The organism is Pseudophaeobacter sp. (assembly GCF_048267565.1).
Taxonomy (GTDB): Bacteria; Pseudomonadota; Alphaproteobacteria; order Rhodobacterales; family Rhodobacteraceae; genus Pseudophaeobacter; species Pseudophaeobacter profundi.
The window spans coordinates 34,773-49,719 of sequence record NZ_JBLWXG010000007.1 but is presented as its reverse complement, the minus strand read 5'-3'; the positions used below and the strand labels follow the sequence as shown (position 1 = coordinate 49,719).

Sequence of the window (14,947 nt, the reverse complement as noted above, 5' to 3'; positions counted from 1 at the left end):
AGCGCGCAATGTCACCCAGATATGTGCAACCCAATAATTTGCACCGCGCAGCCGCTCTCTTTCAGATTGGCCGAATCTGGTCTTTCACGATATTATACAGAACCTTGCCTGATATTTCGCGTTCAAAGATCAACTAGTTAAGACAGAAATTTTAGCCATCGATGCGAACAAACTGACCCATCCTGGCCACCGTATGCACATTGCGCTGCCGCAATTGAAAAGTATCCTGCCACCATGCCCAACGCCCTTGCCTACCTGATGCTGCTGCTCTGGCCTTTGGTCAGCCTGGTCCTGTTTCGCCGCCTATCATTGGAGCGCGCGATCCTATGGTGCATTCTCGGTGGCTATCTTCTGCTGCCACCGGTGGCAGAATTCGATCTGCCCCTGGTGCCGGATATGGACAAGTTTACCATTCCCGCAATCATGGCCTTTATTCTCTGTGCCGGGTTGCTGCGCAAGAAAGTGCCGTTGCTGCCGCATCATCCGCTGGCCCGCCTGCTGATGATACTGTTTGTTATTGCCGTGGTGCCTACGGTGCTGACCAATGGCGACCCCATCATATTCCAGGTACTGGCCGGGTCTGATCCCATTGTCTTTCTCACCGATATGCTGCCGGGGCTGCGCTGGCGCGATCTGGGCTCGGTGATGATCAATCAGGTGATTGTCCTGATGCCTTTCTTGCTGGCACGGCGCTACCTGTCCAGCCCGGAAAGCCAAAAAGAGCTGTTGCTGGCGCTGTGCATTGCCGGCCTTGCCTATTCGCTGCCCGCGCTGTTGGAGATCCGCCTTAGCCCGCAGATCAACACCATGATCTATGGGTTTTTCCAGCATGATTTTTCCCAGACCATGCGGCAAGGGGGCTTTCGTCCAATTGTATTCTTGCCGCATCCGCTGTGGCTGGCGCTGTTCATGTTTTCGGCACTGATGGCCTGCACCGCGCTGGCCCGCGCCGCCCAGGGGCCCAGCCGACTGCGCTTTGGTCTGGCCAGCCTTTATCTGTTCGGCATTCTCTACCTATGCAAGAGCTTTGCTTCGCTGGCCTATGGGCTGAGCTTTGTGCCGCTGGTGGCACTGGCCTCGGCGCGCTGGCAGATCCGGGTTGCACTTGCCCTGGCCGCTGTCGCCATCACCTATCCAATGCTGCGCAATCTGGGGCTTATCCCAACCGAGGCCATACTGGCGCAGGCCGAAGCCATCAGCCCGGCACGGGCGCAGTCGCTGGGCTATCGCTTTGACAATGAAGCCATCTTGCTCGAGCGGGCCGCCGAAAAGCCCTGGTTTGGCTGGGGCGGTTGGGGGCGCAATCTGATCCGGGATATCGAAACCGGCGCGATAATCTCGATCCCGGATGGCCACTGGATCCTGGTCTTTGGCACCTTTGGCTGGTTTGGCTATCTGGCGGAAATGGGGCTGCTCTGTTCGCCGCTGCTGTTGCTAGGGATCGAGATCCGGCGGCGGCGGGGGCGCGATATCTCACCCTATTCTACCGCCATCGCACTGATCCTGGCCGCCACCATGATGGATATGCTGCTCAATGATACGCTGGTGCCGATGACCTGGCTTTGTGCCGGATCAGTCCTTGGCTATGCAGAACGCCTGCGCGATCCAACTGTGTTTTCGCGCAAGCGCCCCCTGTTCCAGGGCAGGCAGATCTTGATGCCGCAGCCTCCATCATCCACGTCACGCAGCCGGATATAGTTGCAAATGAAGCATTTTATGGCTCAACAGATTGCTTTATTGTTATTGCACTTGCGACCAATTTGGCCACCTTGCTTTCACAACTTTGCCGCAGTGGCAAAGCAATTTCACACCTGGGTGAGTCCGCAGCGCGTCTGCGGCGGGACGGCGTTTGTGCGTCTTCCGTGCTACGGCGCGGCGAACCCGGCCAGGAAGACCATCGCCCTTTCCCCAAGGGATGCGGCATCGCCTCTCGGCAGGGCGGGCCGTCGACAGGGGATAGGGTAGCCACCGTACAGCCGCATAGAACGAGGGGCCGTGTTTTTCATGGCAAAGACCGCAGATCAGAGCTCAGACGCACCGCAATATAGCGGCGATATCGCCATTGTTGGCATGGCGGTCAATGTGCCCGGTGCCGAAGGGCTGGAGGCCTATTGGCACAATCTGCGCTCTGGTATCGAATCCATCGTTCCGCTCAGCCCCGAGACCCTGCAGGCCGCAGGCGTGTCCGAGACCACCCTGGCCGACCCAAACTATGTGCCGCATGCCGCCCTGCTCGACGGGTTTGCCGATTTTGACGCCGAGTTCTTTGGCTTCAGCCCCAAAGAGGCTGCCATTCTCGACCCACAGCACCGCAAGTTCCTTGAGGTTGCCTGGGGCGCTATGGAAAATGCGGCCCACCCCCCCGAAAGCCTGGACGAGCCCATCGGCGTCTATGCCGGCTGCGGCATGGGCAGCTATTTCTACTTCAATATCTGTTCCAACCCCGGCCTGGTGGACGAGGTCGGCATGTTCCTGTTGCGCCACACCGGGAACGACAAGGATTTCCTGACCACGCGTGTCAGCCATGTGTTTGATCTGAAAGGGCCCTCAGTCAATATTCAAACCGCCTGCTCGACCTCTCTGGTGGCGGTGCATTACGCCTGTAAGGCGCTGCGCGATGGCGAATGCGGCATGGCCCTGGCCGGCGGTGTCACCATCGATATGCCGCAGGGGCAAGGCTATCTGTATAAAGAAAACGAGATCCTGTCGCCCGACGGTCACTGCCATGCCTTTGATCACCGCGCCCAGGGTACGGTCTTTGGATCGGGCGCAGGGGCGGTTGCCCTGCGCCGCATCGAGGACGCCCTGGCCGATGGCGACCATATCTGGGCCGTCATCAAGGCCAGCGCCATCAACAATGACGGCGCAGACAAGGCGGGCTATCTGGCGCCCTCGGTCACGGGGCAGGCAGGCGCAGTCCGGCAGGCGCTGGCGGCGGGAGATATACCAGCTGCCAGCATCGACTACATCGAATGCCACGGAACCGGCACCTATCTGGGAGACCCGATCGAGGTCTCCGCCCTTGGCGAAGCCTTTCGCGATGTCCCGGCGGGCAACCCGCCCTGCCGGATCGGCTCGGTCAAGACCAATATCGGCCATCTTGATACCGCTGCCGGCATTGCCGGGCTGGTCAAGACAGCACTGGGATTAAAGCACCGTGAAATTCCGCCCTCGTTGGGCTATGAGGCACCAAACCCGGCAATTGACTTTAACAATACCCCATTCCGGGTCAATGACAGCCTGACGCCCTGGATCTCGCAGCAGGGACCACGCCGCGCCGGGATCAATGCACTGGGGGTGGGCGGCACCAATGCCCATGCCATTCTAGAAGAAGCGCCAGTCCGCGAGATCTCGCAAGAAAGCGATTTTCCCTTTCATGTCCTGTGCCTTTCGGGTCAGTCCAAAGCAGCGCTTGACGCCAATACAGAGGCCCTTGCCAACTATCTGGAGGCCAACCCGGATGTCGATCTGGCCGATGTCGCCTACACCCTGAAACAGGGGCGGCGCGGCTTTGGCAAACGCCGGGTCCTGGTGGCTGAAACCGCGCAAGAGGCCGCCGCTATGCTGCGGGGCGGCGATCCGCGCCAGGTTTTCAGCCACGACCGCCTAGGCGATGCCCCCGAGGTGGTATTTTCCTTCCCCGGTGGCGGGGCGCAATATGCCGGTATGGCGCGCGACCTCTATGAGACAGAGCCGGTCTTTGCCGATTGGATGGATCGTGGGCTGGATCATCTGCAACCGCAGATCGACTATGACATGCGCGCGCTCTGGCTGCCGCCCCCCGGCGATGAGGCTGCCGCGAACGCCCAGCTGCAACGCCCTTCGGTACAATTGCCGCTGATCATGATCCTGGAATATGCGCTGGCGCAGCTCTGGATCAGCTGGGGCATTCGCCCGGCGGCGCTGGTTGGACATTCCATGGGGGAAAACACCGCCGCCTGTCTGGCTGGGGTTTTGTCCTTTGAAGACTGCATTGATCTGGTGCTGCTGCGTGGACGCCTGTTTGACACGGTTCCAGCCGGTGGCATGCTGTCGATTGCCCTGCCCCTGGCCGACGTACAGGCGATGATCAGTGAGGAGCTCGACATTGCCAGCGTCAATGCCCCCGCTTTGACCGCTGTTTCTGGGCCACAGGCCGCGCTGGACCGGCTGGCAGAACAGCTCTTGGCGCAAGAGGTCGATTTCCAGCGCATCCAGATCGATATCGCCGCCCATTCGCGCATGCTTGACAGTATCTTGCAGGACTACGGTGATTTTCTGCGCAGGCTGTCGCTCTCGGCGCCGCAACTGCCAGTGATTTCAAACCGAACCGGCCAGAGACTGACCGCAGAACAGGCACAGGATCCCGACTACTGGGTTGGCCAGCTGCGCAATACCGTGCAGTTTGCCGATTGTATTGCCACGCTTGCCGCCACGCCGGGTCGCGTCTTTCTAGAGGTCGGCCCCGGCAAGGCCCTGAGCGCCCTGACCCAGATGTCGCCCGCCGTGCAGCCCAATCAAGTGCTAAGCGCGCTGCGCCACCAGGATCAGGTCGTGCTGGATGATGCCTATTTCTTTGGCGTCATTGGCCGCCTGTGGGCCTGCGGCATCGAGGCCGACTGGGATCAGATCTGGGGCGAAGCAAAGCGCCATCGACTGCCCCTGCCCGGCTATGTGTTCCAGCGCAGTCGCTATTTCATCGAACCCGGTAGCAACAAAGCCCCGCAAGAGATGCCACTGCCAGCCCGCACGGCGGATATCGCGGATTGGGGCTATCGCCCCTGCTGGCGCCCGCGGCTTGCTGATTGCGCCCTGGATATTGATACCGATCTGGGCGAGGCACCGCAAAACTGGCTGATCTTTGCAGATGACTGTGGGCTGGCCAGTGCGGCGGCCGCACGTCTGCGCCAGGCCGGGCACCGGGTTGATCTCGTGCGCCCCGGCGATACCTACGCCAAACTGGCGGAAGGCGAGTATATCCTGGCCCCTGAACAGGGCCGCTTTGGCTACAATGCCCTGCTGGCCGATCTTGCCGAGACCGAAACCCTGCCGACCCGCATTGCGCATTTCTGGCTGGTCACCGACAGCGAAAGCTTCCGCCCCGGTTCTTCCTTCTTTAATCGCAATCTGGAAATGGGGTTTCACGGTGTCACCGCCCTGGCGCAGGAACTGGGCGCGCTGGATCTGGCAGAGCCGGTACATCTGACGCTCTTTACCACTGGTGCGGCGCAGATCACGGATGAGCCGCTGCCCTATCCGGAAAAGGCCATGATCTCTGGCCCGGCCAGCGCCATTCTGCGCGAACTCCCAAACTTTACCTGCGCCACCGTAGACATTGAACTGCCCGAAACCCCGGGGCTGATTGCCACCCTACGCGGGGCCATGCCTGACGATCTGACCCCGCGCCTGCTGGAAGAGCTGCTGGCAGAGCCCGCCAATACCACCGCCGCCTGGCGCGGCGACAAGCGGTTTGAAAAATCCTGGCGTCCGCTCTCCCTGCCCCAAGGGACGCAACCGACGCAGGCAGAGGCCGGGACCGCCCTGCCACACCCCGGCTTCAAACAGGGCGGCTGCTACCTGATTACCGGCGGATACGGCGGTATTGGGCTGCGGACGGCGGCGCATCTGATGCAGCATTTTGACGCCAAGGTTGTGCTGCTGTCCCGCTCTGGCCTGCCACCGCGCGACCAATGGACCCGCTACCTGGCCACCCACAGCCCCGCCAACCGCCAGGCGCAGCGCATCCGCGCGGTACAAGAGCTGGAGGCCATCGGCCACGGCGCGGTTCTGCCCCTTGCCGCCGACAGCTGCAACAGCATCGAAATGCGCCGCGCTGTCACCCAGGCAGAGCACCAGTTTGGCCCTGTAAACGGTGTCATCCACGGCGCCGGCGTGATTGATGACGGGCCGATCCTGGCCAAGACAGAGGCGCAGATGGCCCGTGTCCTGGCCCCCAAGGTCACCGGCCTGCGGGTGCTGGAAGAACTGTTCCCCGATGGGACGCTGGATCTGCTGGTTCTGTTTTCTTCTTCCTCTACCGTGACCCGGCCCGCCGGGCAGGTCGACTATATTGCCGCCAATGACTATCTGAACGCCTATGCCGGCCATCGTCAGGGCGGCAAGACCCGCGTTATCGCGGTTGATTGGGGCGTCTGGGCCGATACCGGCATGGCCTATGAAGCGATGACCGCGCGCCAAGGCGACACTGGCCCAAGCCCACGTCAGGACTGCGCCCAGCCCTTGTTGGACGAAGCTGGCTTTGACAGTTTTGGCAATCCGGTGTTTGCCGTGACACTTGACGCCCAGAACAGCTGGCTGCTGGCGGAACACCGCACCCAGGCAGGCACCGCGCTGGTGCCCGGCACCGGCTATATCGAATGGATCGCAGAAAGCCTGGCGGCGCTGGACCTGACCGCACCGTTTGAAATCCGAGATCTGTATTTCTTGCGCCCGCTGGTGGTGGCCCCGGCCACGCCACAGTCGGCAATGCTGCGCCTGCAGGCAGAGGAAACCGGCTATGCCTTTGCCACCCATAGTGCCCTGCCCGGCGGCGGGTTTGCCCTCAACTGCGAAGCAGAGATCCGCCTTGCACCGGACGGCAAACCGCCAGCCCCCCTGGACCTGGAGGCCATTCAGCAGCGCTGCGGTGCAGTTCAAACAGCACAAACAGGTGCGGCGCTCTCTTCTCCGCAGGATGATCATCTTGCCTTTGGACCGCGCTGGCAGGTGCTGCAACAGATGGCGCTTGGCCCGCAGGAAGGTCTTGCCCGCCTGAATCTGCCCGAAACCGCAAGGGGCGACAACTGCCTGCTGCACCCCGGCCTGATGGATCTGGCCACCGGCTGGGCGCTGTCGCTGGTCCCAGGCTATGACGGGGCCGACCTCTGGGTGCCGATGGCCTATCGCAACCTGCGCATTTTTGCGCCCCTGCCGGAAGAAATCCACAGCCACATACGACTGAGCACCGAGGAACCGGTCAATGTCGACAGCGCCAGCTTTGATGTGACCCTCACCAATGCCGATGGGGCAGTTCTGGTTGAAATCACCGGTTTCCACATGACACGTCTTGCTGGCGGGTTTGAGGCCAGCCCGGCCCCGGCCAGCGCCGATCACAGCGCAGAGGTCCTGGGCCTTGCTGCGGGGGGCAACGCTGTGCAGCCGCTCTCGGCAGAAGAACGCCGCCTGCAACTGACCATCGCCAATGGCATCCGTGCCAGTGAAGGCCCCGAAGCACTGCTGCGCGCCGTGGCCAGTGGCCGCCCCCAGGTCGTGATATCAGCGCTGGACCTGCCCGCCTTGATCCGCCAAAGCGACACCCCCGCGCAAGAACAGGCCAGCGACGGCAGCCAGAGCTTTGAGCGCCCCGATATCGACACCGAATATCTAGCGCCCTCCTCCCCCATGGAAGAGCAGCTCGCCGGTATGTTCCAGAGCCTGCTTGGTCTGGGTCAGGTTGGCACGGCCGACAGCTTCTTTGATCTTGGCGGCCATTCGTTGATTGCAGTCCGCCTGTTTGCCCAGATCAAGCGGCAGTTCAACATAGATCTGCCGCTGTCGACCCTGTTCGAGGCCCCAACCGTCGCCACGCTGGCGGATCTGCTGATACAGCGCGGCGTGGGCACAAGCGACAGCACAGCCAAGGAAAGCGCCGCTGCCGCGCCAGCCAGCTATAGCCATCTGGTACAGCTACACCCGGGATCGGGTGCCGATCTTGCGCCGTTGTTCCTGGTGGCAGGCATGTTTGGCAATGTTTTGAACCTGCGCCATCTAGCCCAGGAACTGGGCAGCAACGGCCGCCAGGGACGCCCGGTTTACGGGCTACAGGCACGCGGGTTGATCGGTAGCGCGACGCCGCATGCCACCATCCCCCAAGCCGCAGCCGATTACCTGTCTGAAATCAAGCAGATCCAGCCCGACGGCCCCTACTACCTGGGCGGCTTTTCCGGCGGCGGGATCACCGCCTATGAAATGGCCCAGCAGCTGCAGGCCAACGGCGAGAAAACCGCCGCCCTGGTGTTGCTGGACACGCCGCTGCCGGTACGCCCAGCGCTGAAATCTGTTGACAAAGCACTGATCAAACTGCGCGAATTGCGCAAGAAAGGCACGGGCTATTTGCTAGAATGGGGCCGAAACCGGATCCTGTGGGAAATCAGCAAACGCCGCCAGCCGCCAGCGGAAACCGAACAGGCGCCGGGTTTCAACAATCGCAAGATCGAGCTGGCCTTTCGTCAGGCCGTGGAAAACTACAGGATGCGCGCCTGGGATGGGCCGCTGACGTTACTGCGCCCGCCCTTGGATCGCCATTGGCCGGTCTCGGGCGGCAATTGGGTCAGCCGTGAACGCGAGTATGTCTTTGCCGACAATGACTGGACCCGGTGGGCGCCAAATCTTGCGGTACTTGAGGTCCCCGGCGATCATGACAGCATGGTTCTGGTGCCCAATGTCAGCAGCCTGGCCGCCGCCATAAAACCTCTGCTGACCCCATCTGCGCCCGCCTCGCCTGCCGCAAGGCAAGCAGCGTCCTTTGATGACCAACAGAGTAAACGCGCATGAGCACCGGCAGCATCCTCACCATCATTCTGAACTACCGCACACCCGAAATGACCCTGCAGGCGGCCGAGGCCGCTCTGGCGGAAATGCAGCACCTGCCGGGAGAGGTACTGGTCATCGACAATGGCTCTGGCGATGGATCCTGGGAGGCACTGCAAGAGGGCTTTCAGCAACGCGGCTGGCACAAGGATGGTAAAGTCAGGTTGCTTCAATCGCTGGTAAACGGCGGCTTTGGGGCTGGCATGAACATCGGTTTTGCCTCCGGGCTGTCGGATGGGACCGCGCCCGACTACTACTATCTGCTCAACTCTGATGCCTTTGTGCAGGGCGAAACCATTGCCACCCTGCGCGATTTTCTGGGCCAGCATCCGGGCGCCGGGCTGGCGGGGTCATTTGTGCAGGGCACCGATGGCACCCCACATCGCACCGCCTTTCGCTTTCCCTCCATCGCCGGAGAGTTTGAGATGGCCGCGCGCACCGGGATCTTTACCCGCCTGCTTGCGCCCTGGGTCGTCGCCATGGACATACCAGCGACCGAGACCCAGGTTGATTGGACCGCCGGCGCCAGCCTGATGATCCGCCGCCCCGTGCTGGAAGACATCGGTGGCTTTGACGAGACCTTCTTTTTGTACTTTGAGGAAACCGATCTGTGCCGCCGTGCCGCGCGGGCCGGCTGGCGCACCCACTATGTGCCGGACAGCCGGGTAACGCATCTGGGCTCTGCATCGACGGGCATGAAAACCTGGAGCCGCACCCCAGCCTATTGGTTCTTTTCGCGCAGTCACTATTTCACCAAATCACATGGGCGCGCCTATGCCGCCCTGGCCACGCTGGCGCGGATCACCGGCTGTGGCCTATACGGGCTGCGCCGCCTGATCCAGGGCAAGCCCCAGGCGGACCCAGACCATTTTTTACGCGACCTGATCGCCCACGCGCTTGTACCATCGCGCCGCAGCCCTCAACGACAGGGGGAAACGCGCCTGCGCACTTCGATGTCAAAGGATTTAAAATGACCCCGTTTTCCTGTGTTGTAGTTGGCAATGAATCCCTGCTGATCGGCTGTGCCGAAGCGCTGCTGGATCAGGGGCATCAGATCGCTGCGGTGGTTTCCACCGACCAAGACATCCGTGCCTGGGCGCAGGAAAAATCGCTGATGGTGCTGGGCCGCCCTGCCGAGATCGCGGACGGGGTTACGGGCGGGTTTGACTGGCTGCTGTCAATCGCCAACCTGCAGGTGATCCCAGATCCCGTGCTGGCACTGGCGCGCCACGGGGCGGTGAATTTCCATGATGGACCACTGCCGCAAATGGCCGGGCTGAACACCCCCAACTGGGCCTTGATCACCGGCGAGCCCCAGCATGGGATCACCTGGCACATGATGGAAGACGGCATTGATGAGGGCGATATTCTGGCCCAGCGCCTGTTCGCGATCGACGCCGATGATACCGCCTTCAGTCTAAACTCCAAATGCTATGCCGCCGCAATGGACAGCTTTGGCGAGGTTCTGGAGCAACTGGCGCAAAATGCCCTGCAGCGGCAGCCGCAGGATCTGTCGCAACGGCGCTATTTTTCCCGCGACCATCGCCCGTCGGCAGGTGGCCTGCTGGCCTTTTCCCAGCCCTCTATCGCCCTGTGTCGCCTGGTGCGCGGCCTTGATTTTGGCGCCTATTGGAATCCGCTGTGCTGCGCCAAGCTGCGCCTTGACGATCAGATCTTGCGGGTTGGAACAATCTCTGCGCTGGACCACTCGCCCCCGGAAACCCCGCCTGCGGGAACCGTGCTTGCCGTCACCGGGGGCGCAGTCACGGTAGCCACCTCTGACGGGGCTGTGCTGCTCTCAGATATCACCAGCCTGGAGGGCGCACCTGTCGATCTGCCCGCCCTGTTCACCACCGGCGCACAGCTGCCTGGCTTGACGGATAAAGAGGCACAGGAGTTGGAGGCGGCATTGGCGCGCGCCCATAAGGCGGATCTGCCCTGGCGCGCCGCCCTGCAAGACCTGCAACCTGTCACCCTGCCGCTGGCCCGGGCCTCCGGGCAGCCCACAGGAAAAACCAGCCTCAGCCGCCAGGCCGTGGCCCTGCCGCAGGGCATGAGCCAAGATCAAATCCTTGCCGCGATCCTGACCTGGGCCTTGCTGGGCACTGGTGAGGATCAGGCTGATATCGCCCTCGCTGCCCCAGCCGCACCGGCGGCGGCGCTGATTGGACAGGCTCTCTCTGCCTGGGTGCCGCTACAGGTCCGGCGTGACCTTTCGGCCAATGCCCTGATTGATCATATCAAACCCAGGCTGGAACGCGCGCAGAACTCCGGCGGCTTCGCCCGTGATTTGGTGGCCCGCGCCCCCGAACTCACGCCACTTGTGCAGCCTGCCATCGGGGTGACACTGGACCGGGATACAGCCCTGCCAGGCTGCGCCGCCAGTGTGTCCCTGTATCAGGGCGGGCTGGCGCTGCATGTGGATGATGCCCAGGTGGATGCCAAAACCGCAGAGCTGCTCGTCGCGCGGTTGCAACACCTGCTTGAGGTCACCCACATGCACCCCGATCGTGCCCTGTCGGACCTGACCGCCCTACCCGAGGCCGAGCGCAGGCTGCTGTTGGAAGACTGGAACCAGAGCAATGCAGATCCCGCGGACGGGACAGTACCAGCCCCCACCATCCAGGCCGCCTTTGAGGCCCAGGTGGCGCGCAGCCCTGACGCAACAGCGCTGGTCTTTGAAGACCAAAGCCTGAGCTATAGCGCCCTGAACGCCCGCGCCAATGCGCTGGCGGCACGGCTGCAACAGATGGGCGTGCAGCCCGGCAGCCATGTAGGCATCTATATAAAGCGCTCCGTCGATCTGCTGGTGGCCAGCCTTGCAGTGCTGAAGGCTGGGGCGGCCTATGTGCCGCTGGACCCGGCCTATCCGCGCGACCGCATCGCCCATTTCCTGAACGATAGCCAAGCCAGTGTGGTTCTGACCCAACAGGCCCTGCGCGCGGATCTGCCCGATAGCCAGGCAGAAGTCCTGGCGCTGGATACCCAGCCGCTGGGTGAAGATGCAGAAAACATCACCAGCACTGCCAGCGGCGACGATCTGGCCTATCTGATCTATACCTCTGGGTCGACCGGCCTGCCCAAGGGCGTCATGGTGCGCCATGACAATGTGGCCAATTTCTTTGCCGCCATGGATGCGCGTATCCCCTACAAGGCCGGTGACACCTGGCTGGCGGTAACCTCGCTGTCGTTTGACATTTCGGTGCTTGAACTGTTCTGGACCCTGTCGCGCGGCTTCAAGCTGGTGCTGTCCAGCGATGAAAGCCGACTTGAGCTGTCCCGAGGGCGCGTGGCGATTTCCCATCGACGGATGGATTTCAACCTCTTCTACTGGGGCAACGACGATGGGCCGGGACCGCGCAAATACCACCTGCTGCTGGAAGGTGCCAAATTTGCCGATACGCATGGCTTCAACGCGGTCTGGACACCAGAACGACATTTCCACGCCTTTGGCGGCCCCTATCCCAATCCGGCGGTGACCGGTGCGGCAGTGGCGGCTGTAACGCAGAATATCAGCGTGCGGGCTGGATCCTGCGTGGCACCGCTGCACCACCCGGCCCGTATCGCCGAGGAATGGTCGGTGATCGATAATCTTACCAATGGGCGTGCCGGGCTTGGCATTGCATCGGGGTGGCAGCCGGATGATTTTATCCTGCGCCCCGAAAATACCCCCCCCGCCAACAAACCTGCGATGTATGACTGCATCGATACTCTCCGCAAACTCTGGCGCGGCGAAGACGTGAGTTTTCCGCGTCAGGATGGCACGTTGCACAGTGTCATCACCCAGCCCCGACCGGTGTCAAAAGAGCTGCCGCTTTGGGTCACCACTGCGGGCAATCCCGATACCTGGCGCGAGGCCGGCGAAATCGGTGCCAATGTGCTGACGCATCTCTTGGGGCAAAGCATTGAAGAGGTGGGCGACAAGATCCGCATCTATCACGATGCGCTGCGCGCCGGTGGCCGCAATCCGGCCGATTTCAAGGTCACGCTGATGCTGCACAGCTATCTGGCCGAAACCCGCGAAGAATCCCGCCGCATTGCCCGCGAACCGATGAAGGATTATCTGCGCGCGGCGGCCGGATTGATCAAGCAGTACGCCTGGGCCTTTCCGGCCTTCAAACGCCCCAAAGGGGTCAACAACGCCTTTGAAATGCAGCTGGATATGCTGGGCGAAGACGAGCTGGAGGCAATCCTCGACTTTGCCTTTGAGCGCTATTTTGAAGACTCTGGCCTCTTTGGCACCGTGGACGACGCCCTGGCGCGCAGCGAACAATTGAAAGCCATCGGCGTCGACGAAATTGCCTGCCTCATCGACTATGGCATTGCACCAGAGGTGGTGTTGGAGGGGCTGAAACCCCTGGCCGAAGTGCTGGAACGCACCAACCGCGCGCAAGAGCTGGCGGCGGATGACTTCTCTCTCAGCGCCCAGATGCTGCGCCACCGTGTCACCCACATGCAATGCACCCCCTCGATGGCGCGGATGCTGGTGCAGGATGATGAGGCCCGGCAAGTGCTGTCGGGGCTGCAACATCTGTTGCTGGGGGGCGAAGCCCTGCCCGGTGATCTGATCAGCGCCCTGCGCGAGGCCACCCCGGCGCAGATGCACAATATGTACGGCCCAACCGAGACCACGATCTGGTCCACCAGCACCACGCTCACCACCCAGCCCAAGGGGATCGCCAGCATTGGGCAGCCAGTGGTCAATACCACCGTCTATGTGCTGGACGCGGCCCAGCGCCCGGTACCTCTGGGTGCCACCGGAGAGCTCTATATCGGTGGCGCGGGTGTCACCGCAGGCTATTGGCAGCGCCCCGACCTGACGGCAGAGCGCTTTGTCCAGCTGCCCTTCACCACAGAAACCCTGTATCGGACGGGCGATCTGGTGCGCTGGGGGGGGGATGGTCAGCTCGCCTTTCTCGGGCGTAGCGATCATCAGGTCAAACTGCGCGGTCAGCGGATCGAGCTTGGGGAAATCGAGGCGGCGCTGGCGGATCAGCCCGGTGTCACCGGCGCTGTCGTGGTGCCCCGCGAGCAGGGCGGAGATTTGCAACTGGTGGCCTATGTGACGCATGGCGACGGTGCAGAACAAGCCGAACTGGATATCGCCGCGATCAAGCTGGATCTGGCGCGCCAGTTGGCTTCCGTCATGGTTCCGGCCCATATTGTGCCGCTCAAGGCCTTTCCACTGACCCCCAACAAGAAAATAGACCGCAAGGAGCTTGCCGCGCGGCAGCCCGTCTCCAGCCTTGCCCGCCATGTGCCCCAGGCTGGCACAGCGGCAGGATCGGCCCAGCAGGCCGCCACAGGCGGGGCGCAAGACAGCGGCGCAGCCCAGGTGGGCGACGCATCGGCAGGCGGTGTGCAGGGCGAAGTGGTCAAGGTCTGGTCCCGAATTCTGGGGATCAACGACATCTCGGCGCAGGATAACTTCTTTGCCTTGGGCGGGCATTCTCTCTTGGCGGTGCAGGCACACCGCGACCTGCGCACCGCGCTGGACCTGCCCGGCCTGTCGATCACCGACATCTTCCGCTTCCCCACCCTGGCTGGTCTTTCCAGCCATATAGAAGGCCTTGCAGGCGGCGGCGCAAAGCCCGATGATCCGGGCCAGGACGACACAACGCAGGCCGCCAAATCAGACACCATGTCGAAACGGCGCGCCATGCGGGCAAACCGCAAAGCACGGGCCGGATGACGACAGTGATTGCACCCCAAGACCAAGAGCGGTTCACCCTGGTGCGACCGCTCTTTGGCGATGACATCGCCTTGGGCCTATCGGACCCGTTGGCCAATCCGCCCTCCCCCTTCAGCGCCGAGGCCGCCTGCCTGTCACCCAATGCCGTGGCCAAACGTCGAAATGAATTTGCTGCCGGACGGGCTGCGGCGCATCAGGCGATGGCGCAACTGGGGCTGCAGGTTCAGCCCATCCGCGTCGGCGAAAACCGCGCCCCGATCTGGCCCGCCGGGCTGGTGGGATCGATCACCCATACCCGCAGTTGCGCCATGGCCGTGGTGGCGCGCGCAGGTGCGATCCGCGGGCTTGGCATTGACGTTGAAGAGGACAAGCCGCTGGCCGATGATCTGTGGCCCGCCATCTGTTCCCCCCAGGAACAGAGCTGGCTGCGCCGCCAGGCCAACCCCGGCCAGATGGCCAAGGTGATTTTTTCCGCGAAGGAAGCAGCCTATAAATGCCAGTTTTCCGTCAGTGCCCGTTACTATGGGTTTGACGGGATGGAGCTGGATATCGACCTGGAGCGCCAGCGCTTCTCGGCCCGTTTTTGCGCGGATCAGCCGCCGTTTCACTGTGGCGATTGCATCACCGGGGGCTTTGCCATTGGTGCCGGGCTGATTGTCACCACAGCAGAATTGCGAGGGTGAGCGA

General features: G+C 62.4%; 5 protein-coding genes. All 5 read left to right on the top strand.

The window, feature by feature from the left end; translation table 11 throughout:
- Positions 1-234: 234 nt before the first annotated feature.
- The 5 genes from ACN0VH_RS15075 to ACN0VH_RS15055 all read left to right on the top strand — a co-directional run bounded on the left by ACN0VH_RS15075 (position 235) and on the right by ACN0VH_RS15055 (position 14,943).
- The gene (locus ACN0VH_RS15075) at positions 235-1,698 is read left to right on the top strand and encodes a hypothetical protein (protein ID WP_278921407.1); all 1,464 of its coding nucleotides are present in this window, start codon (positions 235-237) and stop codon (positions 1,696-1,698) included.
- A gap of 306 nt (positions 1,699-2,004) precedes the next feature.
- Positions 2,005-8,532 carry a type I polyketide synthase gene (locus ACN0VH_RS15070; protein ID WP_417701055.1) on the top strand — a complete coding sequence of 2,176 codons (6,528 nt, stop codon included), beginning with the start codon at positions 2,005-2,007 and terminating at the stop codon, positions 8,530-8,532.
- On the top strand, positions 8,529-9,542 hold the full coding sequence (locus ACN0VH_RS15065; protein WP_278921409.1) for a glycosyltransferase family 2 protein: 1,014 nt from the start codon (positions 8,529-8,531) through the stop codon (positions 9,540-9,542). The genes ACN0VH_RS15070 and ACN0VH_RS15065 overlap by 4 nt, the downstream gene beginning before the upstream one ends.
- On the top strand, positions 9,539-14,260 hold the full coding sequence (locus ACN0VH_RS15060; RefSeq protein ID WP_417701054.1) for a MupA/Atu3671 family FMN-dependent luciferase-like monooxygenase: 4,722 nt from the start codon (positions 9,539-9,541) through the stop codon (positions 14,258-14,260). Before ACN0VH_RS15065 ends, ACN0VH_RS15060 begins: the two co-directional genes overlap by 4 nt.
- Positions 14,257-14,943: a 4'-phosphopantetheinyl transferase family protein gene (locus tag ACN0VH_RS15055; RefSeq protein ID WP_417701053.1), complete on the top strand. Its 687-nt coding sequence runs from the start codon at positions 14,257-14,259 to the stop codon at positions 14,941-14,943. Before ACN0VH_RS15060 ends, ACN0VH_RS15055 begins: the two co-directional genes overlap by 4 nt.
- Positions 14,944-14,947: the final 4 nt, after the last annotated feature.

What these genes read in the sequence shown, in the direction of transcription:
- ACN0VH_RS15075 (WP_278921407.1), top strand. Translation starts at nt 235, where the DNA reads ATGCCCAACGCCCTTGCCTACCTGATGCTGCTGCTCTGGCCTTTGGTC.
- ACN0VH_RS15070 (WP_417701055.1), top strand. Translation starts at nt 2,005, where the DNA reads ATGGCAAAGACCGCAGATCAGAGCTCAGACGCACCGCAATATAGCGGC.
- ACN0VH_RS15065 (WP_278921409.1), top strand. Translation starts at nt 8,529, where the DNA reads ATGAGCACCGGCAGCATCCTCACCATCATTCTGAACTACCGCACACCC.
- ACN0VH_RS15060 (WP_417701054.1), top strand. Translation starts at nt 9,539, where the DNA reads ATGACCCCGTTTTCCTGTGTTGTAGTTGGCAATGAATCCCTGCTGATC.
- ACN0VH_RS15055 (WP_417701053.1), top strand. Translation starts at nt 14,257, where the DNA reads ATGACGACAGTGATTGCACCCCAAGACCAAGAGCGGTTCACCCTGGTG.